Raw genomic sequence first — 26,457 nt, forward strand, 5'->3', positions numbered from 1 at the left:
GGTGCGCTGCTGTTGCGCGCCTAATGCTGACTGAGCGCGTTACTGAGCAATCTTGCCGTGATGTCGACGATGGGGATCACTTGCTCATACGCCATCCTGGTCGGACCGACCACGCCGAGCGTGCCCACCACCGTGCCGTTCACTTCATAGGGCGCGGTCACGACGCTCATTTCTTCCATCGGCACCAGGTGTGATTCGCCGCCAATGAAAATCTGCACCCCGGTTGCCTTGCTCGACACGTCCAGCAATTGCATCAGGCTGGTCTTCTGCTCGAACAGATCGAACAGCTTGCGCAGCGAACCCATGTCCGACGACAGTTCGGCCACCGACAATAAATTGCGTTCGCCGGAAATCACGACGTCGTCACATTCGTCCGCCATGGCGTCGTTGCCGGCCTCGACAGCCGCATGCAATAGCCGCGTCATGTCGTCACGCAATTGCCGCACTTCAGCCGCCAGCCGCATGCGGATATCCTCGAAACGCTGTCCGCCGTAATGCTGGTTCAGGTAGTTCGCGGCTTCGACCAGTTGTGATGGTGTGTAATCGACATCGGTCAACAGCAGCCGGTTTTGCACTTCTCCGCTGGGGCTGACGATCACCAGCAGGATGCGGCGCTCGGACAGACGGATGAAATCGACCTGCTTGAAGGCCGAATCGCGCTTCGGCGTGAGCACCACCCCGGCGAAATGCGACAGCGAGGACAAGACCTGGGCCGCATTCGAGATGATTTTTTGCGGCGAACCGATCGCCAGTAGCGGCGGCATGCGCGAGTCCATTGCGCCTTCGTCGAGCGACTGGACAGTCAGTAGCGTATCGACAAAAAATCGATAGCCGCGCGGTGTCGGAACCCGGCCTGCCGAAGTGTGCGGACTGGAGACAAAGCCCATCTCTTCCAGGTCGGCCATGATGTTGCGGATCGTCGCGGGCGACAACTCCAGGCCCGAAATCCGGGACAGCGAGCGTGATCCGACCGGCTGTCCGTCCGCGATATAGCGTTCGACCAGGGTCTTGAGTAAAGTCTGCGCTCGTTTATCCAGTTGCATGCGGGCTATTCTATCGGTGACCGGTCACCCGTGCCAGAAGTTGTACATAACCAACGCTCAAGAGCGATCATATTTTTGCACACGGCATCCGGCGCGATGTGTCCGGGCATTGTCCGGTTTGGTCGCAAGCCTTCCCGGTTCATCCATACGCCCCGCAGGCCGGCACGCTGCGCGCCTTCCACATCGAGCAGCGGGTCGTCGCCCACATAGACCGCTTCGGCTGGCGCCACACCCATTGATTCGCAGGCGGCCAGGAATATTTTGGGATCCGGCTTGCCGGTCCCGAACCGGTATGCCGCCAGGCTGGTATGGAAATGGTGGCTGATGCCGATTGCTGCAAGGTCGGCCGGGCCATTGGAGATGGTGCCGAGCAGCCATTGCCCGGCCAGGCGCGGCAGTACCGTACCGACATCGGCATACAGGTCCACCGTATTGCGCGCCGCAGCGAATATATCCAGCGCATGTCCGACCCGCGAGCAGTCTTCATTGCATTCGATGAAAGCCTGCGTCAGGCCGGCATGGCGCAGGCCCATCATGTCGAACCGGTAATGCGGCTGCGTTTCAAGCAGCGCCATCCGGCGTGCGCGTAGTGACTCGATGGTGAATCGTTCGGCAACCGTCGGTGCGTGCGTGCGCAGCCAGTCAAACATATTGTGTTCGGCGCGCTCGATTGCCGGCGCTACCGGCCACAGTGTGTCATCGAGGTCGAACAGGACAGCTTTGATAGGGGGCATCGGGGGAGACCGTATTGAGTGGGTGCTGCATGACCGGCATGTGCCGGTGCCGTACATCGGTTCTGTTAATTATGGTCTAATCCGAAGCATGCCGCTCTCAGAAACAGCTCCTGACCCGATCCAGTACAAGTCGATTGCCATTGTCGGCAAGCCCATGGCCGCCGGTATCACGCGCACACTGATCGAGCTGGCCGCCTTCCTGCGATCTTCCGGTCGCACGGTGCTTTTCGAGTCCGAAACGGCGGCGAGCATCGCCAGCACGGCGTCGGCCGCAGATGCCGCCGACATTGCGCATTATCCGGTCTTGTCGCCGGCCGATATCGGACAGCAGGCCGATGCCGCCATTGTGGTCGGCGGCGACGGCACGATGCTGGGCATTGCCCGCCAGTTGGCGCCGTATCCGGTGCCGCTGATCGGCATCAACCAGGGCCGGCTCGGGTTCATGACCGACATTCCGGCCGAGCGCATGCTTGCCACGCTCGCCGAGATGCTGGATGGCGATTACGAATCGGAGCAGCGCACCCTGCTGGAAGGCAAGGTCATGCGCCGCGGCAAGCCGATCTTCGAAGCGCTGGCCTTCAACGACGTGGTGGTTGCCCGCGGCACCGGCGCCGGCATGGTGGAGTTGCGTGTCGATGTCGATGGCCATTTCATGTACAACCAGCGTTCCGATGGCCTGATTGTCGCCACGCCGACCGGGTCGACTGCTTATTCCCTGTCGGCCGGCGGTCCTCTGCTGCATCCGAGCCTGGGCGGCATCGTGCTGGTCCCGATCGCGCCGCACGCGCTGTCGAATCGCCCGATCGTGGTGACGGACAGGAGCGAAATCGTGATTGAAGTCATCGCCGGACGCAACGTCAGCGTCAATTTCGACATGCAATCCTTGGCGCGAATGGAACACCACGACCAGGTCGTGATCCGCCGTTCGGCCCACACCATTACGTTCCTGCATCCGCGTGGCTGGAACTACTACGACACGCTGCGCGAGAAACTGCACTGGAATGAATATCCTTCGGTCGACGGACAGTTAAAATAGCGGGCGAAGACTTTTCCGCTCCCCAAAGGCCCAGGTCCTGCCACGCTCATGCTGCGCTCACTCTCCATCCGTGATTTCGTCATCGTTGACGCCATCGACATCGAACTCGCCTCCGGTTTCACCGTGTTTACGGGCGAGACCGGCGCCGGCAAGTCGATCCTGGTCGACGCACTGGCGCTGGTACTGGGCGGACGCGGCGACGCCAGCGTCATTCGCGAAGGCGCGGCACGGGCCGACATCAGCGCCGAGTTCAGGGCGCCGCAAGGCGCACTGCCCTGGCTGCAAGAGCATGCGTTCGATGTCGATGGCGACGGCATCCTGCTGCGTCGCGTGATCGACAGCGCAGGGCGTTCGAAGTCCTTCATCAACGGTGTGCCGGCTACCGCAACCCAGTTGCGTGAACTCGGTGAGATGCTGGTCGACATCCACGGCCAGCACGCCCATCAATCCCTGCTGCGCACGAATGAGCAGCGCCTCCTGCTCGACCAGCAGGCGGGCCTGGAGCCGCAGACGCGCGCCGTGGCCGCCGCCTTCAAGGCGTGGCGCGCAGTGGCGCGCCAGCGCGAGGAATTCGAATCGAATGCACGCGACGTGCTGCTGGAAAGGGAACGGCTGGCATGGCAGGTCGGCGAGCTGGAAAAACTGGCGCAAAGGCCCGGCGAATGGACCGAAGTCACGCTGGAACAAAGCCGGCTGGCCAATGCCGCCGCGCTGATCGAAGGCACCCAGGAGGCGCTGCAAGAGATTTCCGAATCCGAGACCGGCGCCATGCTGTCGCGACTGTCAACGCTGGAGCACAAGATGGCGAAGCTGGCCGAGATCGACAGCAGCTTGAAACCGGTCATGGAGGCGCTGGAGCCGGCACGCATCCAGCTCCAGGAGGCCGCCTACGCACTCAAGGATTATCTTGACCGCGTCGAGCTCGATCCGGCGCGACTGCGCGAAGTCGATGCCCGGGTCGAGGCCATCCATGGCATGGCGCGAAAATTCCGGCTGGCGCCCGAGGAACTGCCGCAGGAATTCGAACGGTTAAGCGCTCAATTGCAGCAACTGGCGGATGCGACCGACATGGAAAGCTTGCGCGCCCAGGAAGACCAGCTCGCCCTTGAATTTCGCCGCCTGGCCGGCGCGCTGTCGGCCGCGCGCGCGCGGGCGGCGCTGGCCTTGTCCGGGGCAGTGACTGAAGCCATGCAGGAATTAAGCATGGCCGGCGGCTGCCTGGAAATCGCGTTGCACCCCTGCGAGCCAGCCAGCCACGGACTGGAGCAAGTCGAATTCCTGGTGGCCGGCCATGCCGGCGCCACGCCGCGTCCCTTGCAAAAAGTGGCGTCGGGCGGCGAGCTGGCGCGCATCTCGCTGGCCATTTCAGTCATTACCTCCAATGCGACCGCTACCCCGACCCTGATTTTCGACGAGGTTGACAGCGGCATCGGCGGCGCCGTGGCCGAAGTCGTCGGACGCCTGCAAAAGCGTCTGGGGCATGATCGTCAAGTGCTATGTGTGACGCATCTGGCGCAGGTCGCCAGCCAGGCCGACCAGCATTTCCAGGTCAGCAAGACCGCTGGCCATGACAAGCGGACGGTCTCGCACATCGCCCCGCTCGACAGCAAGGCGCGGGTGGAGGAGGTGGCGCGCATGTTGGGCGGGCTTGAAATTACCGCCACGACGCGAAAGCATGCGCGTGAACTACTGGCATCCTGAGCCAGGCCTTCGGGCGCACCGCTGTCACTCGCCACCCCCAGGCACCGTATAATCCGCGCCATCATGAAATTCCAACCAGAACCCCGCCATGAACATGGCGCACCCAGCCGGACTGCAATCGTCCTCGTCAACCTCGGCACGCCGGAAGCGCCGACGGCCAAGGCCGTGCGCAGCTACCTGAAGCAGTTCCTGTCCGATCCCCGCGTGGTTGAAATTCCGCGGCTGGTGTGGTGGTTCATCCTGAACCTGATCATCCTGCCGCTGCGCTCTGGCAAGTCGGCGCAGAAATATGCTTCCATCTGGACCCCGAAAGGCTCGCCGCTGAAACACCATACCCAGATGCAGGCCGCATTGCTGGCACAGCAACTGGCACAGCGCGGGCATGAGGTCGACGTGGCCTATGCCATGCGCTACGGCAATCCCTCGGTGGCCTCGGTGCTTGAACAGGTTAAAAGCCGCAACTGCGATCGGGTGTTGATCGTTCCGGCCTATCCGCAATATGCCGGCGCGACCACGGCATCGGTCTGGGATGCGGTTTTTGCCCACTACAGCCGGGTGCGCAATGTGCCAGAGCTCAGGCTGGTGCGCAATTATCACGACCAGCAAGCCTACATCGAGGCGCTGCAGAACGCAGTCACCCGACACTGGGATGCCAACGGCCAGGGCGAAAAGCTGGTGATGAGCTTCCACGGCGTTCCCAAGCGCACACTGATGCTTGGCGACCCCTACCATTGCGAGTGTTACAAGACGGCGCGCCTGCTGGCACAGGCGCTCGGGCTGACAGCGGACCAGTACCTGGTGACGTTCCAGTCCCGCTTCGGCAAGGCGGAATGGCTGCAGCCCTATACCGCGCCGACGCTCAAGCAACTGGCGAAGCAGGGAGTCAAGAGCGTGGACGTGATCTGTCCCGGCTTCACCGCCGATTGCCTAGAAACGCTGGAAGAAATTGCGATGGAAGTGCGATCTGACTTCCTCACTGCCGGCGGCGCCACCTTCCAGTACATTCCCTGCCTGAACGAATCGCCGGTCTGGATAGAGGGGCTTGCCGCTATTTGCGAGCAGCACATGCTCGGCTGGCCGACGCGGGTACATGGACCCGAGCGCGAACTCGACGCCGCCGACAATGCCCGTTCGCGAGAGCGGGCGCTGGCGCTGGGAGCAGGCCAGTAAACGCTGTCGGGTGCTGCTTAATGGCCGATCAGTAAAAGCCGAAGTGCGGCGCGGCCGCGCCCGTCATGGCGATCCAGGCCGCGGCCAGCACTACGTAAATGATCAACACGGTCGAAATCAGGTGGAGTTTCATCATTTTCCCCGAGCCGGTGAGCCGGCTTTGCTTACCTTTTAAGCATAGTTCCGCTAGCGGCGATTGTTAGTTGTCCGGCGGTAAATTTTGTAACAGGACCACAATTGGCAAAGCCGCAATACCGGCGGCGGCTTGACCCCTTGAAAAGCAGGGCTATAGCCCCATTTGTTCGAGGCTGGATCACTTAAGTCATTGATTGTCGGAGACTTTTTTATGCAAGACGAAGAAAAAAACAACGCCCAGGAAATGCTGGATCAACAAGGGGGCGGCGCGGCCGACTCGGTGGACGCCACTGGCTACGTCGATCCCGGCGTCGAGCAGAAGCTGGCAGACGCCGAAGCGCGCGTGGCCGAGCTTACCGAGTCCTTCCTGCGCGCCAAGGCCGAAGCTGAAAACGTCCGGCGGCGCGCCCAGGAAGACATTGCCCGGGCCCACAAGTTTGCCATCGAGAGCTTTGCCGAGTCGCTGGTGCCGGTAAAGGACAGCCTCGAAATGGCGCTCAAGGTCGAGGCGCCAACGATCGACTCCCTGAAAGAAGGGGTCGAGATGACCTTGCGCCAGTTGAGTACCGCATTCGAAAAGAACCGCCTGCTTGAAATCAGCCCGCAGGGCGGCGACAAGCTCGACCCGATGAAGCACCAGGCGATTTCGACCGTGCCGGCCGACCAGGAAGTCAACACGATCGTGACGGTCCTGCAGAAGGGCTACATGATTGCCGACCGCTTGCTGCGCCCGGCACTGGTGATCGTTTCCAAAGAAAAGTGATCGCCGGCGGCGCACCCGCTTGAAACTGCGGCCTTTCCTCCCTATATGGTACGCATCGGGATTCAGGCATCCAGCATCCAGACATACCGCTAATTCAGTTATTCAGCCATTCGGCAATCAAGTTATAAAAGGACAAAATCATGGGCAAAATCATTGGCATTGACTTGGGTACGACAAACTCCTGCATCGCCATCATGGAAGGCGGGCAGCCGAAGGTCATCGAGAACTCCGAAGGTGCGCGCACGACCCCTTCGATCATCGCTTACCAGGATGACGGCGAAATCCTGGTCGGCGCGCCGGCCAAGCGCCAGGCAGTCACCAATCCGGAGAACACCCTGTATGCCGTGAAGCGGCTGATCGGGCGCAAGTTCGACGAGAAGGAAGTGCAGAAGGACATCTCGCTGATGCCCTACAAGATCCTCAAGGCCGACAATGGCGACGCCTGGGTACTGGTGCGCGACAAGAAGCTTGCACCACCGCAGATATCAGCCGAAGTGCTGCGTAAGATGAAGAAAACCGCCGAGGAATACCTGGGTGAAGAAGTGACCGAGGCCGTGATTACCGTCCCCGACTACTTCAACGATGCACAGCGCCAGGCCACCAAGGATGCCGGCCGGATTGCCGGACTCGACGTCAAGCGCATCATCAACGAACCGACCGCTGCCGCGCTGGCATTCGGCCTGGACAAGACCAGCAAGGGCGATCGCAAGATTGCCGTCTATGACCTGGGCGGCGGTACCTTCGACGTGTCGATCATCGAGATCGCCGACGTCGATGGCGAGAAGCAATTTGAAGTGCTGTCCACCAACGGCGATACCTTCCTGGGTGGCGAAGACTTCGACCAGCGCATGATCGACTTCATCATCGACGAATTCCGCAAAAACAGCGGTGTGGACCTGCGCAAGGATCCGATCGCGCTGCAGCGGATCAAGGCCTCGGCCGAGTGCGCCAAGATCGAATTGTCGTCGTCGCAGCAGACCGAAATCAACGAGCCTTACATCGCCATGGCCAACGGCGCGCCGGTCCACCTGACGATGAAGATCACCCGCGCCAAGCTGGAGTCGCTGGTAGAAGAACTGATCAGCAAGACCATCGAGCCATGCCGCATCGCCATCAAGGATGCTGGCGTCAAGGTGTCGGACATCGACGACGTGATCCTGGTCGGTGGCATGACGCGCATGCCCAAGGTGCAGGAAAAGGTTCGCGAGTTCTTCGGCAAGGAGCCGCGCAAGGACGTCAATCCGGATGAAGCCGTCGCCGTTGGCGCAGCGATCCAGGGCGCCGTGCTGTCCGGCGAGCGCAAGGACCTGCTGTTGCTGGACGTGACACCACTGTCCCTGGGCATCGAAACCCTGGGCGGCGTGATGACCAAGATGATCCACAAGAACACGACCATCCCGACCAAGTTCAGCCAGGTGTTTTCGACTGCCGAAGACAGCCAGCCGGCGGTCACGATCAAGGTTTTCCAGGGCGAGCGCGAAATGGCAGCCGGCAACAAGGGGCTGGGCGAGTTCAATCTCGAAGGGATTCCGCCATCGCCACGCGGTACGCCGCAAATCGAAGTCACTTTTGACATCGACGCCAACGGTATCCTGCATGTCAATGCCAAGGACAAGGCGAGCGGCAAGGAAAACAAGATCACCATCAAGGCAAACTCTGGCCTGACGGAAGAAGAAATCCAGAAGATGGTGCGCGACGCGGAGGCAAATGCGGCCGAAGACCATCGGCTGCGCGAACTGGCCGAGGCGCATAACCAGGGCGACGCGCTGGTACACTCGACCCGCAAGGCGCTGACCGAATACGGCGACAAGATCGACGCCGCCGACAAGGAAAAGATCGAAGCCGCAATCCAGGATCTCGATGCCGCGCTGAAAGGCAACGACAAGACCGAAATTGATGCGAAAATTGCGACCCTGTCCACCGCAGCCCAGAAACTCGGCGAAAAGATGTATGCCGACGTTGGCCAGCAGGCAGCGGCCGGCGCAGCGGGTGCGGCCGGTGGTGCGGACCAGACTGGCGGCGAGTCCAGGGCAAAAGACGACGATGTCGTCGATGCCGACTTCAAGGAAGTGAAGGACAAATAAGGCTGGGCAGTAGGCGCAAGCCGAACCCTTCCGCCGGATCGAAAGTCGCGTTGCGATGTTCGGTCCGGCGTTTTTGCTTGCATAACAAGGTCGTGAAATATGGCAAAGCGTGATTATTACGAAGTACTCGGCCTGGCAAAAAATGCCTCCGACGAAGAAATCAAGAAGGCCTATCGCAAACTGGCGATGAAACACCATCCGGACCGCAACCCGGATAGCAAGGGCGCCGAGGACAAGTTCAAGGAAGCCAAGGAAGCCTACGAAATGCTTTCTGACGCGCAGAAGCGCGAGGCCTACGACCGCTACGGACATGCCGGCGTCGACCCCAATGTGGCCGGCGGCGGCGGATTCGGTGGCAACGGCAGTTTCGCCGATGCCTTTGGCGACATTTTCGGCGACATATTTGGCGGCGGTGCGCGCGCCGGCGGCCGGGCCGGTCCGCAAGTGTTTCGCGGCGCCGACTTGCGCTACAACCTCGAAATTTCGCTTGAACAGGCGGCCAACGGCTTTGATACCTCAATCCGTGTGCCGAGCTGGGACAGTTGCGACACCTGCCACGGTTCGGGCGCCAAGCCCGGCACCTCGCCGGTTGCCTGCACCACCTGTGGCGGTCAAGGCCAGGTGCGGATGCAACAGGGCTTTTTCAGCATCCAGCAGACCTGCCCGAAATGCCATGGCACCGGCAAGATCATTCCCGAACCATGCGCGACCTGCAGCGGCGCTGGCCGCATCAAGCGCAACAAGACGCTGGAAGTCAAGATCCCGGCAGGCATCGACGATGGCATGCGTATCCGTTCGACCGGCAATGGCGAGCCGGGAACGAATGGTGGACCGGCGGGCGATCTTTACGTTGAAGTCCACATCAAGGCGCATGCGGTATTCCAGCGCGATGGCGACGACCTGCACTGCGAAATGCCGATTTCCTTCGCCAAGGCAGCACTGGGCGGCGACATCGAAGTGCCCACCTTGGCGGGAAAGGTATCGTTCACGATTCCCGAAGGCACCCAGTCCGGGAAAACATTCCGGTTGCGCAGCAAGGGAATAAAAGGCGTGCGTTCAGGCTACCCCGGTGACCTGTTTTGCCATGTCGTGGTCGAAACCCCGGTAAAGCTGACCGACCGTCAAAAGGACATCCTGCGCGAATTCGAGGAATTGACCTCGGAAGGCGGAGCCAGGCACAGTCCGCAGAGCAAGTCATGGAAAGACAAGGTAAAAGAGTTCTTTGAGTGATGCGAAGAAGCCGGGGGGGGGCATTGAATGCGCCCCCGGCAGGCAGCATCGGCATGACGCTTGCCCATCCCATCCCATCCCGTGACCGCACTTTTTGTCGGTGAATAGTCGCGAGCACCAGTAGGTTTGCCGACGGGAATGACTTCCGTCCTGCAAAATCCTTGACCCGGCGCGGCGACGTTTACAAGCGGGAAAACAATTAGTAAAAAACGTTAAATTGTTAATGTCGCCGACGTTACATTTTCGTTTCGGCTCGCGCATACTGCGGACTCCCTCCTATCCGGATCAGTCCCGTGAGCGCAGAATTCGAACGAGCCCCGGTGTACGAAATGCGGCGCTATCGTGTACCCACGCCAACTGTCGTCATCGTCGATGACCAAAGTACCGGGCGCATGGTGCTGGCCGAGATCCTCCGCGGCATCCATCCGCGGCTGAACCTCGTTCCGTTCGCTGATCCCCTTGAAGCCCTGGAATTCGTCCGTTCCCGGCCGGTTGACCTGGTACTGACCGACTACCTGATGCCGCGGCTGGATGGCATTGAAATCACGCGCGCGCTGCGCAAGCTGCGCTCTCCCGCCGAGTTGCCGATCGTGATGACGACCGTGGTGCAGAAGCGGGACCTGATTTACCGCGCCTTTGACGCCGGTGTGACCGACTATCTGTTGCGCCCGATCGATCCGGTCGAATGCAGGATACGCTGCGAAAACCTGCTGCGCGTGCGTAGCCATTTCCTGGCCCAGAACCGGCATATCGAATTGCTGTCCACCCGGCTGGAAGCCATCAAGGGCGAATTGCGTCTCTCCGAGGACGGTGCACTCGAGCGGCTGGTCGCCTTGAATCGCCTTCATGACCGTGAGTCGGCCGCCCGATGCCAGCAGGACGTCGCAAGCTTTGCCGGGCACATCGCGCGCGGGCTGGGGTGCGCCGAAGCGGAAGTCGCATTACTGTGCGTGGCAGCATCCGTGCATGACATCGGCGAGCTTGCGTTGCCGTCGGATCTCTGGAGCCACCCGAATCCCCTGACGCCGTCGCAATCGGAGCGACTGCGGCGGCACACCATCCTCGGGCATGGCTTGTTGGCAGGCGACTCGTCACGATTATTGAATACCGCGGCAGAAATCGCCCTGAATCACCATGAACGGCTTGACGGCACGGGTTACCCCCACGGTCTGGCTGGCAATGCCATTCCGCTGATGGCGCGCATCGTCGCGGTGGCCGACGTCTTCAACGCATTGATTTCGCCGCGCCAGTACAAAAAAGCGATGAGCTGTGAGCAGGCACTTGCTTTCATGCAGCAAGAGATGCACGCGAAGTTCGACCCGGATGCGATGGACGTCCTTGCTGGCGCCATCGATGAACTCACTTCAATGAGGCAGGGCAGGGCAGCAAGCCCGTCCGGCGTCGGCAACAGCAGCTTCGCCGGAATTCGGCATGGCTGAACCGACGACATCGCCCAAAGCCGGACCTGGCTTCCTGGCACGGCTAGCGCGGCGCACCGACAGCGAGCATGAACAGGCGGCAATCCGGGTCGCCATTGGCGTCCTGCTGTTGCTGTATTACTGGCTTGCCACGCTGCATGGCGGCAACCTGTTCCGTGCACCGAATTTTGCTGTGCTCGGCTTGTTGTTCATCGTCACCATAGCGCTTTTCCTGCATGTGTTGGCAAGACCCGAGCAAACGCCGTGGCGCCGGGTGGCGGGGATCGTACTTGACGCATCCGCCATCACGTATTTCTTCTTTGCCAGTGACGAATCTGCGGTTCCGATGTACGCGCTGTACCTTTGGATTATCTTCGGCAACGGCTTTCGTTACGGCCGTCGCTACCTGTTCCTGGCGCTGGTACTGTCCCTGGCCGGCTTTGGCGCAGCTGTATGGCTGCTGCCGCATTGGCATGACAACCAGCCCTTGGGCTGGGGCTTGTGGGGCGGGATGCTGGCGGTATCGCTGTATGTCGCACACCTGGTGAAACGCCTCACCACTGCATTGCAGAGCGCGGAAGCAGCCAATATGGCAAAGCGCCAGTTTGTCTCCTCGATATCCCATGAATTGCGCACACCGCTGAACGCAATCATCGGCATGGCCGACCTGATGTACACGACACGTCTGGACCGCGACCAGCAAGACATGGTGCATACCCTGCATGAAGCTTCGTGCCTGATGCTTTCACTGATCGAGGACGTACTCGATTTTTCCAAGATCGAAGCCGGCAAGCTGATGCTTGAAACGGTCGAATTTGACCTGATCAAGCTGGTGCAGGGAACGATCGATGTCTTTCGCTACCAGGCACTGGAGAAGGGTCTTGCGCTGACATCGAATATTGAACCCGGCATCCCTGCGACCCTGTTCGGGGATTCCCGTAGCCTGCGTCAGATACTGGTCAACCTGTTGTCAAACGCAATCAAGTTCACGGACAGTGGCGAGGTCGCGTGCCGGGTCTTTTGCATCAAAAGTGGACAAGAGATTGCACTGATCCGGTTTGAAGTCGCCGACACCGGTATTGGCATGTCGGAGCAAACAAAGCGCCGGATTTTCGACAGCTTTACCCAGGCAGATGAGACAACGACGCGGCGCTACGGTGGCACCGGCCTTGGCACCACGATTGCCAAGCAACTCGTTGAGCTGATGGGAGGAAAAATCCGTGTCCACAGCACACCCGACAAGGGAAGCCTGTTCTTGTTCGAGATCCCGCTGAGAAAATCCTTGCCGGCCGTCCCGGTCGCGCCCGGTATTCCGGCGACAGCCGTTGCGGCGACCAAAATTCCGGCAAGCTTTTTTTTCAAGACACCGGAAGGCGTGCAGCACGCATCGCCGGAAGATCATCAGCAAGCGGCACAGGGAGGTGTACGCCCGATTCCCGCTGCCGCCCGCTCCCTGTACGTCCTGGTGGCCGAAGACAATCCCACCAATAGCAAGGTCGTCCAGCAAATCCTGCAGCGCGCCGGCCATCGCCACAAATTGGCGACGAACGGTGAGAAGGCCCTGGATTATTTGATCGCAGAGCGATTCGATATTGCCTTGCTGGACATGAACATGCCGCTGATGAGCGGGCTGGAGGTTGCAAAAGCCTACCGCTTCATCGTGACGGACAGCGAGCGTGCGCCGGTCATCATGTTCTCAGCCAATGTAACAAAAGACGCCCGACACGAGTGTTCAATGGCTGGCGTCGACGCATTCTTGTCCAAGCCCGTACAAGTCCGGCCTTTCCTCTCCATGCTTGACGAGCTGGCTCGACCGCAAGCTTTCAATTCCGGGGACGACGATCGCAGCCACGGGCACGTGCACGAACACACGGTGATTGCCAACGGCAAGGATCTTGATCCGGTAGTGCTTGCAGACCTTGAGTCGCTTGGCAGCGATCCCGGCTTCGTCGAGATGCTGCTGGCAGGGTACATGAAGGACAACAGTGCTTTGGTCGTACAACTAGAGTCCGCACTGCATGGGCAACGATTACAGGATTGCCGGGACCTCCTGCATGCGATGAAAGGATCGGCGGTCAGTGTCGGTGCTTTGCGCATGCAGGAATTCTGCGAGCGATCCGAGCAACTGACTGCTGCCGGCCTGTTCCATGACAGGGGTGAGCAGGTCATACAGGAATGCCGGCATGTTTTTTCCGCATTGTGTACGCAATTGAATATCTACTGCGTGCAGCGCAAAGTGACGCCGGCAAGTGATTCCCAACACAGGCCAGGCTGAAAAGTGACCATTCCCTTCGTCGTAGAATTGCTCGAGGTTACAGATTTACATCGCGCGGATCTGGAAAGCCTGCCGCTATTGCGACAAATGGTTGAAGGCCAATGCAGTCGCAGCCATTACATTCAATTCCTGTCCGACCTGTATCACGTGGTTCTGCATTTTTGCCCGATCATGGGGGCTGCCGTCAGCCGGTGTCCGGATCAATTCAGGCAACTGCGCTCGCATCTCTATGAAGCGATGCACGACGAGCAGGGCCATGAGCAAATGGTGCTGGATGATCTTGCCGAATTTGACGTCGATACCGATCTGGTACGTCATAGCCGTGCGAGCGAACCAGTCCTGGCCCTCATATCGAGCAACTACTACCTGGCAGACCGAGTCCACCCTTGTTCTGTCATCGGAATGTCCTACGTGCTTGAATTGCTCGCATCGGCCTACGCAGGCCCGATTGCTGCCGGCCTTGCGCGCGGCTTTGGAATGCAGCCTGGCAGAGGCTTTGCTTTCCTTGAATCGCACGCCAGCCTTGATGAGGTGCACGTGGTCCGGCTACATGCGCTGCTCAATACGCTTGAGGACGCCCGGGCGCAGCAAGAAGTAATCGCGGCAAGCAAGTCGAATTTTTATCTGTTCAAGGAATGGATTCGCCAGATCGCCTGAGCTGATCGGCCATTGGCATGACGCCGCCGGCTGGCGTGGCGGTCCTTCAGGTGTCTGATCTTCGGGTGTCCGATCCTACGCGCGATGCCTGATTCGTTGCGCGATCTGGCGCGCCGGTATTGAGCTATCCGGCGAGACAAAGGCAATCAGGAGGCAAGGCTCGGCAAGGCGACGCCTTCAATGATGGCGCCAGATGATGGCCCTGGACCGGGTGCTGCATCGATCTTCGGGCAGGGCGGGTGTGCCCGGCTTCATGGAACTGCGTGATGCCGGGCACTGCACGACGCCGTAGGCACATCGTCCCTTCAGGCGGGAACACTGTCCGGAATGGCGCCGTCCCGTTGCCTCACCTGTGCCTTCACCAGACGTTGCATCATCCTCAGGTCCCGGTCTTCCAGGCGCAGGGCGGCATCGGTCCAGACTTCACAGATCTGCATCAGTTCCTCCATCGTTACCGGGTTGGTGAATTCGCGGCAGCGGAACAAGGCTCGCATCCCGTTTGACTGTCCGCGGTGCCGGCGAATGAAGTCCTTTGTTGCTTCCTTGCCTTGTCCGTCGGGCACCACGATGTCGACCAGCCCTAATTCTTTCAGGTAGCTGGCATTGTGCATTTCGCCGCCAAGAATCATTTTCTCGGCCTGGCGGGCGCCAATGCGGCGCGCCAGCAGGCTGTAAGCGCCCATGCCCGGGAACAGGTTGAACAAGATTTCCGGGAAACCCATGCGAACCGACTCCTCGGCGATAATCACGTCGCTGGTCAGCGCGCATTCAAAGCCACCACCCAATGCATCGCCTTGCACCAGCGATATGGTCGTTGTCCGTCCGCCGTAGTGGCACAGGCGCCGCCAGGCCGGTTCGACACAGGCGCGCGCGTAGTGCAGCAACGCTTCGCGGTCACGCGCCTTGATCAGCATGACGAACAGCGCCAGGTCGCCGCCCCAGCTGAATACCCGGGGGTCGGCCGAGGCAACGACGGAGTACTCGATAGGGAACACTTCTCCATCACTGCATGCCTGGCCTCGGTCGGCTTCAAAATTCTTGTCCCTCAGCCGCAGGTCGGCCAGCAAGCCCAAGGTAAAACAGGCACGGCCACGCGGTTTGAGATAGGTCCACGCCGACCTGGTTTCGGCATCATGGATCACGTCGATCTGCTGGTATTCTTGTTGAGGCACCGCTGCAAGCGCAGCATGGGTGTAAAGATATTTTGCTTCCGTGACAGCGTTCATGATTGCCCCCTTTTCTGTTGATTTGCCAACGCGCGGATATCACAGGGCAGGTGCGCGGTATCGCGCTGCTAACCCTGTGTGTACGGATTGAAGTAGATCAGAAGAGGGGAAAAATTGTGACAAATATAATGATCCTGATGCACCTGCCTAATAGGCTTTTACCATAGAGGAAAGTGAGCGCAGAATGTCACACATTTAACCTTTTGATACGCACGTTTTTAACCCAAAATATGGCCGAACTGCGGTTATGCTGAACCACAGTATCAGGACGCGCATTTCGGTTCCCATCGCCTGCTACCAATCAGCATAGTCTTACGGCAAGCCTGGCCATCAGGATTGTTCGGTTCAGGGAGTAGTGCGGGCGTGCCGGAAAAAACACCCCCATCGAAAGATGTGCATGGCCATTGGCCGAATGTGTGCCGCTTTTTTTAGGCGCCCGGGAGCGGCGCCATCGCGGCGCTCAGCGGTCGCCGGCTGCCGTATCCTGCTGACAGTCTGGTGGATTACAGGTGACGCAGTCAATCGGCGCAGGCCTGCCGGTTCCGCCTCAGAAACAGTGTTCGGCCGCGGGAAAGGATTTGTCCTTGACCGCAAGGACGTAACTGGAGATTGCGTCGGCAATACTGCCTTGTCCCTGCATGAAATCCCGCACGAACTTTGCCTTGTGCCCGGGGAAAACCCCCAGCATGTCGTGCATGACCAGCACCTGGCCCGAACAGTCGACGCCGGCGCCAATGCCGATCGTTGGAATCGACAAGCTGTCGGTGGTGTCTTTCCCCAATTGCGCAGGAATCGCTTCAAGCACGAGGACAGTTGCGCCGGCTTGCTGCACGGCGATGGCATCGGCCTTCAGCAGGTCGGCTGCTTGCACGGTCTTGCCTTGCACTTTGTATCCGCCCAGCGCATGCACCGACTGTGGCGTCAGGCCCAGGTGTGCGCACACAGGAACCGAGCGTTGCGTGAGGAAGCGTATGGTGTCGCACAGCCAGGCGCCGCCTTCGATCTTGACCATTTGCGCACCGGCCTGCATCAGCGACACCGCGTTGGCGAAGGCGGATTCGGGGGTGGCATAGGTGCCAAACGGCATGTCGGCCACCAGCATCGCAGTCTTGTTGCCGCGCGCGACGCTGGCGGTGTGGTAGGCCACTTCTTGCAGCGTGACGGGCAGGGTTGACTGTTGTCCCTGGCATACCATGCCCAGTGAATCGCCGACCAGCAGCATTTCGACGCCGCAGCGATCCATCAGCGACGCGAAGCTGGCGTCATAGCAGGTCAGCATGGCGATTTTTTCGCCTTTGGCGCGCATTTCGAGCAAGCTGGTAATGGTGACTGCTTTGGTCCGGGCTTCTTGCAGATAGGCCGACATTCGTTATTCTCCACGACTGAAAAATTCGCGCTTGCCACGCATGTTGTGCACGCGATTGAGCAGCAAATTGAAATCCTCGTCCCGGGCAATCGGGTTGAGGTGCTCGGTGTTGACGATCAGCAGCGGCGCATCTTCGTAATGATAAAAGAAGCGGCTGTAACTCTCACATAGCCGATAGAGATAGTCTTCTGAAATACCGGACTCCATGGCAATGCCGCGCTTCTGGACCCGTTCCACCAGCGTCTCAGGTTGGGCTTGCAGGTAGATCACGAGGTCAGGTACCGGTGCCTGCGGGCGGAGTTGCTCATACAGTTGCCGGTACAGGTGCAGCTCATCGTCGGCCAGCGTCAGGCTGGCGAACAGCGGATCCTTGTCGAGCAGGAAGTCGGACACGACCGGGGCGTTGAACATGTCGGCCTGCTTCAGGTCGCGCAACTGGTTGACCCGCTGGAACAGGAAGAACAGTTGCGTCGGCAAGGCATAGCGTTCGGCGTCACGATAAAATTTTTCGAGGAAGGGATTGTCCTCGGGCATTTCCAGCAAGGCCTGTGCGCCCAGGCCATCCGCGATCTTGCGGGCCAGCGTGGTTTTCCCCGCGCCGATCGGACCTTCCACGACGATGTACCTGAATCTTTCGATGTTCATGATCTGAAAATGAAGTAGACGGCGCCGACCAGGCACAGCGCAGCCCACAGGTAGTCGATCTTGAGTGGCTGGTCCATGTAGATCACGGCAAACGGAACGAAGATCGACAGTGTAATCGCTTCCTGCAGGATCTTGAGCTGGGCCAGGCTGAGAACGCTATAGCCGATGCGGTTTGCCGGCACCTGCAGCAGGTACTCGAACAGTGCAATGCCCCAACTGATGAACGCGGCGATCCACCATGGCTTGTCGGCCAGGTTTTTCAGGTGGGCGTACCAGGCGATGGTCATGAAGACATTGGACAGGCAAAGCAAGCCAATTGTCTGGAGTACGGCTGCAGTGGGCATGGTGGCTGGCAAACCTGTCGGCTGTTGAAAGGCTGGCGCAAGGAGGCCAGGCGAAAGCGGCGTTCTTTATCCGGCGATGGCTTTACTTCGTTGCTTCGAGCTTTTGGATTTCTTGGCCGGCCGTGGCATCGAGCATCGCCGCCGCCGGACCAATGCCGGGAATCACGATATCGGGATCGACTTCCAGCAAGGGCGCCAGCACGAATGCACGCAAGTGCATGCGCGGATGGGGCAGAGTCAGCAGTTCGCTCTGCAACTCGATATCGTCGACCAGCAGCAAGTCCAGGTCCAGCGTGCGCGGTGCATTGCGATAGGCGCGTTCGCGCCCGAAGCCGGTCTCAAGTTGCATCAATTGTTGCAGCAGATCCTGCGGCGCGAGGGTGGTGGATATTTGCAACACCGCGTTGACATAGTCATCGCCCCCGGCATCGACCGGGGCGCTGCGGTACAGCGAAGAACGGCGTACCAGGGCGCATCCGTGCAGCCTGGCGATTGCGGTAATCGCCTGTTCGACATTGGCGCGGGCGTCGCCCAGGTTGGCGCCTATCCCTATCCAGGCGGTTGAAGCTGGCAACCTCATTCGTCAGCCTGGGTCAATCGTTGGTCGCGCCGGGTCCGCCGGCGCCAGGGTTGGCGGCCTGGCCTTCTTCACCGGTTTTCGCGCGTGTACCGCTGCTTTTGCGGCGGCGTTTGCGTGCCGGCGCAGCGTCGCCCGCTTTTTCTCCCGGTTTCTTCAACTTCCTCGCCAGCAGCAGCTCGCGTCCCGGGCCATCGGCATCCTGGAACTCAGTCCACCATTCGCCGATTTCCTCGTCAATCTCGCCGGATGCGCAGCGCAGCAGCAAGAAGTCGTAGCCGGCACGAAAGCGCAGATGTTCGAGCAGCTTGTACGGCGACTTGCCCACGCGGCGGTCGAAGCGCGGCTGCATGGCCCAGATGTCCCGCATGTCGCCCGCGATCTTGCGCTGCAGGGCCAGCTTGTCGGTCTGCGCATTGAGCACATCGTCAGCCGCCAGGTGCAGCGCAGGCAGCGAATGCTCGCCTGCGGCTTCGTAGGCCTTCCACTTTTCCACGACCTGGTGCCACAACAGCGACGCAAACAGGAAGCCGGGCGATACCGGCTTGCCTTGCCTGACGCGTTCGTCGGTGTTGCCCAGTGCCAGCCTGACGAATTTTTCGCCCAGCGGCTGTTCCAGCACCACGTCCAGCAAGGGCAGCAGGCCGTGGTGCAGGCCTTCCTTGCGCAATTGTTGCAGGCAGGCCAGCGCATGTCCGGAAAACAGCAGCTTGAGCATCTCGTCGAATACCCGTGCCGCCGGCACATTGTTGATCAGCGGCGCCATCACCTTGATCGGCTCACGGGTGGCGGGATCGATCGTGAAGCCCAGCTTGGCGGCGAAGCGCACCACCCGCAGCAAGCGGACCGGATCTTCGCGGAAGCGGACTTCCGGCACGCCGATCACGCGCAGCGTGCGGCTGCGGATGTCGGGTATGCCGCCGTGGTAGTCCAGCACCGACTGGTCGGCCGGGTTGTAGTACATGGCGTTGATGGTGAAATCGCGCCGCACCGCGTCTTCATGCTGGTCGCCGAAGGTATTGTCGCGCAGCACCCGCCCGTGGGCATCCTTGGGCACATCGTCGGCGGTTGCGCCGCGGAAGGTAGTGACCTCGATCAAGTCCTGCCCGAACATCACATGCACGATCTGGAAGCGGCGGCCGATGATGAACGCGCGCCGGAACAGTCGCTTGACCTGTTCCGGCGTGGCGTTGGTGGCGACGTCGAAATCCTTTGGCTTGATGCCTAGCAAAAGGTCGCGCACTGCGCCGCCGACCAGGAATGCCTTGAACCCCGCCTCTTGCAGCGACTGGGTCACCCTGATGGCATTGGATGACACCAGCTTGGGGTCAATGCCGTGTTCTTTGGGCCCGAGCACGACGGGTTCGTTGTTGCGGGCGGCGTCGTTCTTGCGGCCCAGCAGGCGGTTGATAAATTTCTTAATCATCGAATAGGTTCAGTACGGGCCAGCCGTGAGCCAGAGCGTGCGCTTTCAATTTTTCATTCGGGTTGGTGGCAACGGGATCGGTCACTGCGGATAGCAGCGGCAGGTCGTTGTGCGAGTCACTGTAAAACGCGCTGCGCCCGAATTCTTCCAGGCGCGTTCCCCGGCCGGCAAGCCAGGCGTGCAGATGGGAAACCTTGCCTTGGCCATGGGTGGGTGTACCGCGGATCTTGCCGGTGATTTCGCCGGCGCTATCGAGTTCAGGCTCGGCGGAGATCAGGTGGTCGACATTGAACCGGCGCGCAATGGGGCCGGTGACAAAGCTGTTGGTGGCGCTGATGATCACCGTCAGGTCGCCGGCAGAACGGTGTTGTTCGACCAGCGCCAGCGCCACCGGATGGATGGCGGGTGTGATGACCTCATTCATGAACTGCTGGTGCCATTGATCGAGCTGCGCGCGCGGGAAGCCCGCCAGCGTGCCGAAAGCAAAGTGCAGGTATTCGACCGGGTCGAGCGTGCCGGCCAGGTATTGCGCGAAAAACGCATCATTGCGGCTGGCAAAGCTGACCGGGTCGACCACCCCCAGGCGGACCAGGAACTGACCCCATTCGTAGTCGGAGTCGACCGGGAGCAGCGTGTAATCAAGATCGAAAATGGCCAGGTTCATCAATTTATCTGCACTTCGCCCAATTCCAGCAGCTCCTTCAACAGGGGCAGGGTAACCGGGCGCTTGGTTTCCAGTGAATAGCGGTCCAGCGCATCCAGCACCGCTGCCAGTGAGGGCATGTCGCGCCGGAAATGCGTAATCAGCCACGGCAACAGCCCCGGCGCCAAGTGAAAGCCGCGCGCCTGCGCTGCGCGCTCCAGCGCCGCCAGTTTTTCTTCGTCGGCCAGGCCATGTACCTGGTAAATCAGGCCCCAGCCAAGCCGTGTGCGCAGGTCGTCGCGCAGCGCCAGCGTAGCAGGTGCGGCCGCACCTGCGGTGACCAGTACGCCGCCGCGTTCCCGGATCTGGTTGAACAGCGCAAATGTCGCCACCTGCTGCGCGGGTTTGAGGCGCTCGCAATCATCGACCAGGTAGAGCCAGGTCGCCGGTGCATAGGTGAAGTCATCGGCATCCGAATCCGGGCCCAGCAGGCGGGCATCGCAGCACATTGCCTGCAAGGCCTTCAATAAATGGGACTTGCCGCAGCCTGCTTCAGCCCACAGATAGACGAATCGCTGGTCCAGCCCGCTGGCGTCGCCGCCGGCGATCGTGTGCAGCAGCGCCAGCAGTTCGTCGTTGCGGCCGGTGACGAAGGTGGCGAAGGTTTGCGGCTGGACGCCGGGAATGTCGAGAAGCAGCTGTCTCATTGTTCAGGCTGGCTGTAAAAGCTGCTGCGCAGGTAATTGTCCCGCGTGTGGCGCACGGCAACCGACAGGATGGCTGATGCTGGCAGCGCCAGCAATACGCCAACGAATCCGAATAACTGTCCGAAGGCGAGCAAGGCGAAGATCACCACCAGCGGATGCAGGCCGATGCGTTCGCCGACCAGGCGTGGAGTCAGTATGAAACTTTCCAGCATTTGCCCCAGACCGTAGACCACGCCAACCGCGACCAGGCCGTGCAGGATCTCGAATTGCAGCAGGGCGGCAAGCAGCGCCATCAGCAGGCCGAGGCCGAATCCGACATAGGGAATGAATACCAGCAGGCCGGTAATGATGCCGACCGGCACCGCGACTTCGAGGCCGGCAATGGCCAGGCCGGCGGAATAATAAATCGCCAGCACCAGCATCACCAGCAATTGGCCGCGCAGGTACTGGGCCAGCAGGGCGTCGACTTCGCGTCCGAACGACTGCGTCCTGGCCGCCCAGCGCCGCGGCACCGCGTGGTGGACGCGCCCGACCATCTGATGCCAGTCCAACAGCAGGTAAAACAGGACCACGGGTATCAGCAGCAGCGTGGCGATCCAGCCAAGCAGTGCAATGCCGCCGATACGCGCCGACGCCAGCAGTGACGTCCAGATACCCTGGCCGGCGTTCGCTACCTGTTCGGTCAACAACTGCTTGATGCCTTCGACGTCCAGCCTTGCCGTTACGCCAAGTCCTTGCAGCCACGGGGCGACGACCGCATCGATCGACGACAGCAGGCGGGGGATCTGTTCCCGCATCAGCGGCAGTTCTTTTTCCAGCACCGGCACCACGATCAGGACCAGGGCTAGCAGCACGGCGCACAGCAGCAACATCACGATCACGACGGCCACCATGCGCGGCATGCGCAGCCGGCCCAGGTGGCCCCGGCACAGCCAGTCGACGCCGGGATTGAGCGCGTAGGCCAGGATCGCCGCGGCGATGAAGGGTGTCAGGACCGGCCCCAGCAGCACCAGCAATGCCACCAACACCAGTCCGAACGCGACCCACATCAGGGTCTGTCTTTGTTCGGAAGTGAAGGGAAATGACATGAGGATCGGGGCTGGGGTAACGGTTTGTTAAAATAGCGCCTTTGCTGCGGCGGCTGGATGCGCGATTATAGGCTTGCGCCCCTGATCGTGCGCTCTTTGAGAAAGCCGCCTATTTTACCGCCTCCGCCAACCAAATCATGACATCCCCCACCAAGGTTTCCCTGTCTTACCGAGATGCCGGCGTCGATATCGATGCCGGCGATGCGCTGGTCGAAGCAATCAAGCCATTCGCCAAGCGAACCATGCGCGAAGGTGTGCTGGGCGGCATTGGCGGCTTCGGCGCGCTTTTTGAAATCAGCAAGAAGTTCCGCGAACCGGTGCTGGTGTCCGGCACCGACGGCGTCGGCACCAAGCTCAGGCTGGCATTCGAACTCAAGCGGCACGATACGGTGGGCATCGACCTGGTCGCCATGAGTGTCAACGATATCCTGGTCCAGGGCGCCGAGCCGTTGTTTTTCCTCGATTATTTCGCTTGCGGCAAGCTCGACGTAGCCACCGCCACTGATGTGGTGAAGGGCATTGCGTTCGGCTGCGAACAGGCCGGTTGTGCGCTGATCGGCGGTGAGACTGCTGAAATGCCGGGCATGTATCCGGATGGCGAATACGACCTTGCTGGCTTTGCGGTTGGCGCTGTTGAAAAATCGCAAATCATCGATGGGCGCCAGATTGCGCCGGGCGATGTGGTGCTTGGCCTGGCTTCTTCCGGTTGCCATTCCCATGGTTATTCGCTGGTGCGCAAGATCATTTCGGTGGCGCAGCCGGACCTGGATGCCGATTTCCACGGCCGCCGCTTGGCCGATGTGCTGATGGAGCCGACCCGTATTTACGTCAAGTCCTTGCTGTCGCTGATGGCGACCATGCCGGTACGGGGGATGGCGCATATCACCGGCGGCGGACTGGTCGAGAACGTGCCCCGTGTGCTGCAGCCGAACCTGACGGCGGTGCTGCACCGTGACGGCTGGAGCATGCCGCCGCTGTTTTCCTGGCTGCAACAGCATGGGGGCGTTGCCGACGCGGAAATGCACCGCGTCTTCAACTGCGGCATTGGCATGGCGGTGATTGTTGCGGCCGACCTGGCCGATGCGGCGATGGCCCATTTGCGAACGCAAGGCCAGACCGTTTCGCGGATTGGCGAAATTCGCGAGCGCCAGGGCAGCGAGGCGCAGACCATCGTCGTCTGAGCCTGGCCGTCGGCAGATGCCGAGCCGATCGGGTTCCTGATCCACGTTCCGGCATCGACGGCCTTGCTGAGCCTGCTTCCCGGTGGCGGTGGCCCGCTATCCGCCCATTTTACGGTTGGCGCTCGGGATTATCCTGGCCTGCCAGCGTCTGCACCATCGCCGGCGCGTTCTGCGCCAATTTGCCATTTGGCGGGGCCAGCATGCGTACCGGCTGGCTCTGTCCCTGGCGTTTGGACAGCACATTCAGGGCAGCCTCGGTCGGCGCATCCCATACCGGGTCAGAAATTCCCTCGAATACGCGTTTTAACTGGTCGCCCCAGCTATTGCGGATCATCTGGAAGTACTGGTTGTGCTCGTCGATCGTGACGAAGCGGGTGACGCCGAATGAATCTGCCTTGTACACCAGCAGATCCAGCGGGAGCCCGACTGAAATGTTCGAACGCAGCGTCGAGTCCATCGAAATCAGCGCACATTTCGCCGCTTCGTCCAGCGTGCTGTCGGGCGTGATCACGCGATCCACGATCGGCTTGCCATATTTGGCTTCGCCAATCTGGAAGTAGGTGTTTTCGTCGTGCGCCTCGATGAAATTGCCGGCGGCATAAACCTGGAACAGCCGTGACCGTTCCCCCTTGATCTGGCCGCCGAAGATCATGCGCACGTTGAAATCGATGCCGAATTCCTGCAAGGCAGTACCGTCGCGTTCATGCACGTGCCGCACCGCCTGGCCGACGATCTGGGCCGCTTCGTACATCGTGTCGACGGTCCAGATGCTCTTGCCTTCTGGCGTGACCAGTTCAGTGATCATCTGCCGGATCGCTTGCGTGATCGACAGGTTGCCGGATGTCATCAGGACCAACACGCGTTCGCCCGGATTTTCAAACACGTTCAGCTTCCTGAAGGTGCCTATCTGGTCCACGCCGGCGTTAGTGCGCGAATCGGACAGGAACACCAGTCCGGCATTTACCCGCATCGCAACGCAGTAAGTCATGTTTGTTCGACAAAAAAGTAAAGAGGGATTTTACCGCATGCCCTCGGGCGTGACGGTGACATGTGCACTCATTGATTCCGTTCCGCCGCCGCGCCGCACGCCGCGTACCGGGGCGGCGGTCTCGTAGTCGCGCCCCACTGCCAGCCTGCAGTAACGCTCGTCCTGGAAGCAGGCGTGCGTGACGTCGATGCTGATCCAGCCGGAATAGTCGACGTCTTCAACCCAGACATCGACCCAGGCGTGGGTGGCGGCATGGTCCTGGATGCCGGCATCGAGGTAACCCGACACATAGCGCGCCGGGATGCCGCGCGAATGGCAGCAGGCAATGAACAGATGGGCGTGATCCTGGCAAACGCCATGTCCCAACAGCAGCGCTTCCGTCGCCGTGCTGGCCACGCCAGTGGCGCCGGTCTGGTAACCGACGCTTCCCATGATGGCGCTGGCCAGGTCCATCAGGTCGTGGCTGCGGGCAGAAGGCTTCAGGTGCTGCGCGGCGAAGGACATCACGGTGTCGGTCGTCTCGGTCAAGGTGGTCGGCACGGTAAACACCAGCGCCTTGAGTTCGCCACTGCCCTGGATGCGGCCCTGGTCGGGCGAAATTGTCTGTACCCGCCCCTCGGCGATTACCCGCACGTTGGTATGGTCGCCGGTCAGGGTCAGCACATGGGTGGCATTGCCCCAGGCATCGGTGTAGAAGTGGCAACGTCCGGGCGCGGTGACTTTCCAGTTCAGCGTGTGCTGGGTCGGTTCGCGGCGCGGCGTCAGCCGCAATTGCTGGATGGTATAGGCGACGGTGGTCGTGTAGTGGTAGTCAGTCTGGTGCCGGATATTCAGGATCATTTTCTTGCTCAGGCTGCCAGCGGCAGCAGGAAGTCCCGGCTGATTCGATTGCCAAGTTCGTAAATTTGTTCCAGGAAGCGGGTCAGGTAAGCATGCAGGCCGCTCTCCAGGATCTCGTCGATCCGGCTGAAACACAGTTCGGCATGCAAGCGCCCGGCCTGGCGTTCGGTGTCCGCCGACAGGTCATTGCGCACGGCGGCCAGGATCGCCACCACTTCCTCCAGGCAGGCATGCAGCGAGCGCGGCATGTCCGCACGCAGCATCATCAGCTCGGCCACGCGCTCCGGTGTAATGACATCCCGGTACACCTTGCGATAGATTTCGAAGGCGGATACCGAACGCAGGATCGCCGCCCAATAATAGAAATCGAACTGCGCATCCTGTGCACTGGCTTCGGTGCCATTACCCTGTGCGCCATGGAACTTGACGTCCAGGATGCGCGCCGTGTTGTCGGCCCGCTCCAGGTGGGTGCCCAGGCGGATGAACTGGAATGCTTCATCCTTGAGCATGGTGCCCAGCGTGACGCCGCGCGACAGGTGGGAGCGGTGCTTGACCCATTCGAAGAATTGCCCCGGGTCCTGTCCGGGCAGTCCGTCCTGCAACTGCGACAGTACTTCCAGCCAGGTTGTGTTCAGGGTTTCCCATACTTCCGTGGTCAGCGTGCCGCGCACGGCGCGTGCATTTTCCCTGGCTGCACCAAGACAGGACGCGATCGAGGACATATTGGTGCGGTCCTGCACCATGAAATGAAGGACGTCGCGCGCGTTGAGCTTGTCGTAGCGCTGGTCGTAGGCCAGCTGCAGCTCGGAGATGCCCAGCATCGCGCGCCATCCTTGCTCGGCCGAGCGCGCCGATTGCGGTAGCAGCGAGGTTTGCAGGTTCACATCCAGCAGGCGGGCGGTGTTTTCGGCGCGTTCGGTATAACGCGCCATCCAGTAAAGGTGGTCGGCAGTGCGGCTCAGCATGTCATTGCTCCAAAATCCAGGTGTCCTTCGTACCGCCGCCCTGCGATGAGTTCACCACCAGCGAACCCTCCTGCAGAGCGACCCGGGTCAGTCCACCCGGTACGATGGAAATGGTCTCACCGGACAATACGAACGGACGAAGGTCGATGTGACGCGGCGCAATGCCGGACTCGACAAAGGTCGGGCAAACCGATAATGCGAGCGTCGGTTGCGCA

25 protein-coding genes are annotated in these 26,457 nt (G+C 60.7%); 10 read left to right on the forward strand and 15 right to left on the reverse strand.

Translation table 11 applies throughout. From position 1 onward, the window contains the following. Positions 1 to 20: 20 nt before the first annotated feature. Together hrcA and Q7T64_RS11605 are read right to left on the reverse strand one after the other, a co-directional pair. The gene (gene hrcA, locus Q7T64_RS11600; protein WP_304795698.1) at positions 21 to 1,043 is read right to left on the reverse strand and encodes a heat-inducible transcriptional repressor HrcA; all 1,023 of its coding nucleotides are present in this window, start codon (positions 1,041 to 1,043) and stop codon (positions 21 to 23) included. A gap of 5 nt (positions 1,044 to 1,048) precedes the next feature. After that, positions 1,049 to 1,777, reverse strand: coding sequence for an HAD family hydrolase (locus Q7T64_RS11605; RefSeq protein ID WP_304795701.1), 729 nt, complete (start codon positions 1,775 to 1,777; stop codon positions 1,049 to 1,051). An 88-nt stretch (positions 1,778 to 1,865) separates the two neighbouring features. Between Q7T64_RS11605 and Q7T64_RS11610 the strand changes: the two genes are divergently transcribed. From Q7T64_RS11610 to Q7T64_RS11650, 9 genes are all read left to right on the forward strand, one after another. After that, a complete protein-coding gene (locus Q7T64_RS11610; RefSeq protein WP_304795703.1) occupies positions 1,866 to 2,813 on the forward strand; it encodes an NAD kinase in 948 nt (315 codons plus the stop codon). 48 nt (positions 2,814 to 2,861) lie between these two features. Further along, positions 2,862 to 4,514, forward strand: a complete 1,653-nt coding sequence (gene recN / locus Q7T64_RS11615) for a DNA repair protein RecN (RefSeq protein ID WP_304795705.1) — start codon at positions 2,862 to 2,864, stop codon at positions 4,512 to 4,514. Between the two features lie 63 nt (positions 4,515 to 4,577). Continuing rightward, the gene (hemH, locus tag Q7T64_RS11620) at positions 4,578 to 5,684 is read left to right on the forward strand and encodes a ferrochelatase (RefSeq protein ID WP_304795707.1); all 1,107 of its coding nucleotides are present in this window, start codon (positions 4,578 to 4,580) and stop codon (positions 5,682 to 5,684) included. 346 nt (positions 5,685 to 6,030) lie between these two features. Further along, complete coding sequence (grpE, locus tag Q7T64_RS11625) at positions 6,031 to 6,582, forward strand: nucleotide exchange factor GrpE (RefSeq protein ID WP_304795709.1); 552 nt, start codon at positions 6,031 to 6,033, stop codon at positions 6,580 to 6,582. Between the two features lie 140 nt (positions 6,583 to 6,722). After that, positions 6,723 to 8,666 carry a molecular chaperone DnaK gene (gene dnaK / locus Q7T64_RS11630; RefSeq protein WP_304795711.1) on the forward strand — a complete coding sequence of 648 codons (1,944 nt, stop codon included), beginning with the start codon at positions 6,723 to 6,725 and terminating at the stop codon, positions 8,664 to 8,666. A 99-nt stretch (positions 8,667 to 8,765) separates the two neighbouring features. Next, positions 8,766 to 9,896, forward strand: a complete 1,131-nt coding sequence (gene dnaJ / locus Q7T64_RS11635; RefSeq protein WP_304795713.1) for a molecular chaperone DnaJ — start codon at positions 8,766 to 8,768, stop codon at positions 9,894 to 9,896. A gap of 293 nt (positions 9,897 to 10,189) precedes the next feature. Beyond that, positions 10,190 to 11,335, forward strand: coding sequence for an HD domain-containing phosphohydrolase (locus Q7T64_RS11640; RefSeq protein WP_304795715.1), 1,146 nt, complete (start codon positions 10,190 to 10,192; stop codon positions 11,333 to 11,335). After that, positions 11,328 to 13,589 carry an ATP-binding protein gene (locus Q7T64_RS11645; RefSeq protein ID WP_304795717.1) on the forward strand — a complete coding sequence of 754 codons (2,262 nt, stop codon included), beginning with the start codon at positions 11,328 to 11,330 and terminating at the stop codon, positions 13,587 to 13,589. Before Q7T64_RS11640 ends, Q7T64_RS11645 begins: the two co-directional genes overlap by 8 nt. 3 nt (positions 13,590 to 13,592) lie before the next feature. After that, entirely contained in the window at positions 13,593 to 14,246 is a 654-nt protein-coding gene (locus Q7T64_RS11650; protein WP_304795720.1) for a TenA family transcriptional regulator, read from the forward strand. Positions 14,247 to 14,551: 305 nt separating this feature from the next. Here Q7T64_RS11650 and Q7T64_RS11655 read toward each other — a convergent pair whose 3' ends face one another. The 9 genes from Q7T64_RS11655 to Q7T64_RS11695 form a co-directional block, all read right to left on the reverse strand. Next, positions 14,552 to 15,472 carry a crotonase/enoyl-CoA hydratase family protein gene (locus Q7T64_RS11655; RefSeq protein ID WP_304795722.1) on the reverse strand — a complete coding sequence of 307 codons (921 nt, stop codon included), beginning with the start codon at positions 15,470 to 15,472 and terminating at the stop codon, positions 14,552 to 14,554. 547 nt (positions 15,473 to 16,019) lie between these two features. Further along, positions 16,020 to 16,838 carry a 3-methyl-2-oxobutanoate hydroxymethyltransferase gene (panB, locus tag Q7T64_RS11660; RefSeq protein ID WP_304795724.1) on the reverse strand — a complete coding sequence of 273 codons (819 nt, stop codon included), beginning with the start codon at positions 16,836 to 16,838 and terminating at the stop codon, positions 16,020 to 16,022. Positions 16,839 to 16,841: 3 nt separating this feature from the next. Continuing rightward, positions 16,842 to 17,483, reverse strand: coding sequence for a deoxynucleoside kinase (locus Q7T64_RS11665; RefSeq protein ID WP_304795726.1), 642 nt, complete (start codon positions 17,481 to 17,483; stop codon positions 16,842 to 16,844). Then, positions 17,480 to 17,827 carry a DMT family protein gene (locus Q7T64_RS11670; protein ID WP_304795728.1) on the reverse strand — a complete coding sequence of 116 codons (348 nt, stop codon included), beginning with the start codon at positions 17,825 to 17,827 and terminating at the stop codon, positions 17,480 to 17,482. The genes Q7T64_RS11665 and Q7T64_RS11670 overlap by 4 nt, the downstream gene beginning before the upstream one ends. Before the next feature lie 82 nt (positions 17,828 to 17,909). Then, positions 17,910 to 18,407, reverse strand: coding sequence for a 2-amino-4-hydroxy-6-hydroxymethyldihydropteridine diphosphokinase (gene folK, locus Q7T64_RS11675; RefSeq protein ID WP_304795730.1), 498 nt, complete (start codon positions 18,405 to 18,407; stop codon positions 17,910 to 17,912). Between the two features lie 13 nt (positions 18,408 to 18,420). After that, the gene (gene pcnB, locus Q7T64_RS11680; RefSeq protein ID WP_304795733.1) at positions 18,421 to 19,830 is read right to left on the reverse strand and encodes a polynucleotide adenylyltransferase PcnB; all 1,410 of its coding nucleotides are present in this window, start codon (positions 19,828 to 19,830) and stop codon (positions 18,421 to 18,423) included. Next, on the reverse strand, positions 19,823 to 20,494 hold the full coding sequence (locus Q7T64_RS11685; protein WP_304795735.1) for an HAD family phosphatase: 672 nt from the start codon (positions 20,492 to 20,494) through the stop codon (positions 19,823 to 19,825). Before Q7T64_RS11685 ends, pcnB begins: the two co-directional genes overlap by 8 nt. Then, the gene (gene hda / locus Q7T64_RS11690; RefSeq protein ID WP_304795738.1) at positions 20,494 to 21,180 is read right to left on the reverse strand and encodes a DnaA regulatory inactivator Hda; all 687 of its coding nucleotides are present in this window, start codon (positions 21,178 to 21,180) and stop codon (positions 20,494 to 20,496) included. The genes Q7T64_RS11685 and hda overlap by 1 nt, the downstream gene beginning before the upstream one ends. Beyond that, the gene (locus Q7T64_RS11695) at positions 21,177 to 22,268 is read right to left on the reverse strand and encodes an AI-2E family transporter (protein ID WP_304795739.1); all 1,092 of its coding nucleotides are present in this window, start codon (positions 22,266 to 22,268) and stop codon (positions 21,177 to 21,179) included. Before Q7T64_RS11695 ends, hda begins: the two co-directional genes overlap by 4 nt. 137 nt (positions 22,269 to 22,405) lie before the next feature. Here Q7T64_RS11695 and purM point away from each other — a divergent pair, with 137 nt between their 5' ends. Then, complete coding sequence (gene purM / locus Q7T64_RS11700) at positions 22,406 to 23,449, forward strand: phosphoribosylformylglycinamidine cyclo-ligase (RefSeq protein WP_304795741.1); 1,044 nt, start codon at positions 22,406 to 22,408, stop codon at positions 23,447 to 23,449. Between the two features lie 109 nt (positions 23,450 to 23,558). Here the strand turns inward: purM and Q7T64_RS11705 are convergent, their stop codons facing one another. The 4 genes from Q7T64_RS11705 to Q7T64_RS11720 all read right to left on the reverse strand — a co-directional run. Further along, positions 23,559 to 24,437, reverse strand: coding sequence for a proteasome-type protease (locus Q7T64_RS11705; protein WP_304795744.1), 879 nt, complete (start codon positions 24,435 to 24,437; stop codon positions 23,559 to 23,561). A 30-nt stretch (positions 24,438 to 24,467) separates the two neighbouring features. Then, on the reverse strand, positions 24,468 to 25,277 hold the full coding sequence (locus Q7T64_RS11710) for a transglutaminase family protein (protein WP_304795746.1): 810 nt from the start codon (positions 25,275 to 25,277) through the stop codon (positions 24,468 to 24,470). Positions 25,278 to 25,285: 8 nt separating this feature from the next. Beyond that, positions 25,286 to 26,242 carry an alpha-E domain-containing protein gene (locus Q7T64_RS11715; protein WP_304795748.1) on the reverse strand — a complete coding sequence of 319 codons (957 nt, stop codon included), beginning with the start codon at positions 26,240 to 26,242 and terminating at the stop codon, positions 25,286 to 25,288. Position 26,243: 1 nt separating this feature from the next. After that, positions 26,244 to 26,457 (reverse strand): circularly permuted type 2 ATP-grasp protein (locus Q7T64_RS11720; RefSeq protein ID WP_304795750.1); only part of this gene is annotated, 214 nt, incomplete at its 5' end.

Source organism: Lacisediminimonas sp. (assembly GCF_030645335.1).
Lineage (GTDB): Bacteria > Pseudomonadota > Gammaproteobacteria > Burkholderiales > Burkholderiaceae_D > Lacisediminimonas.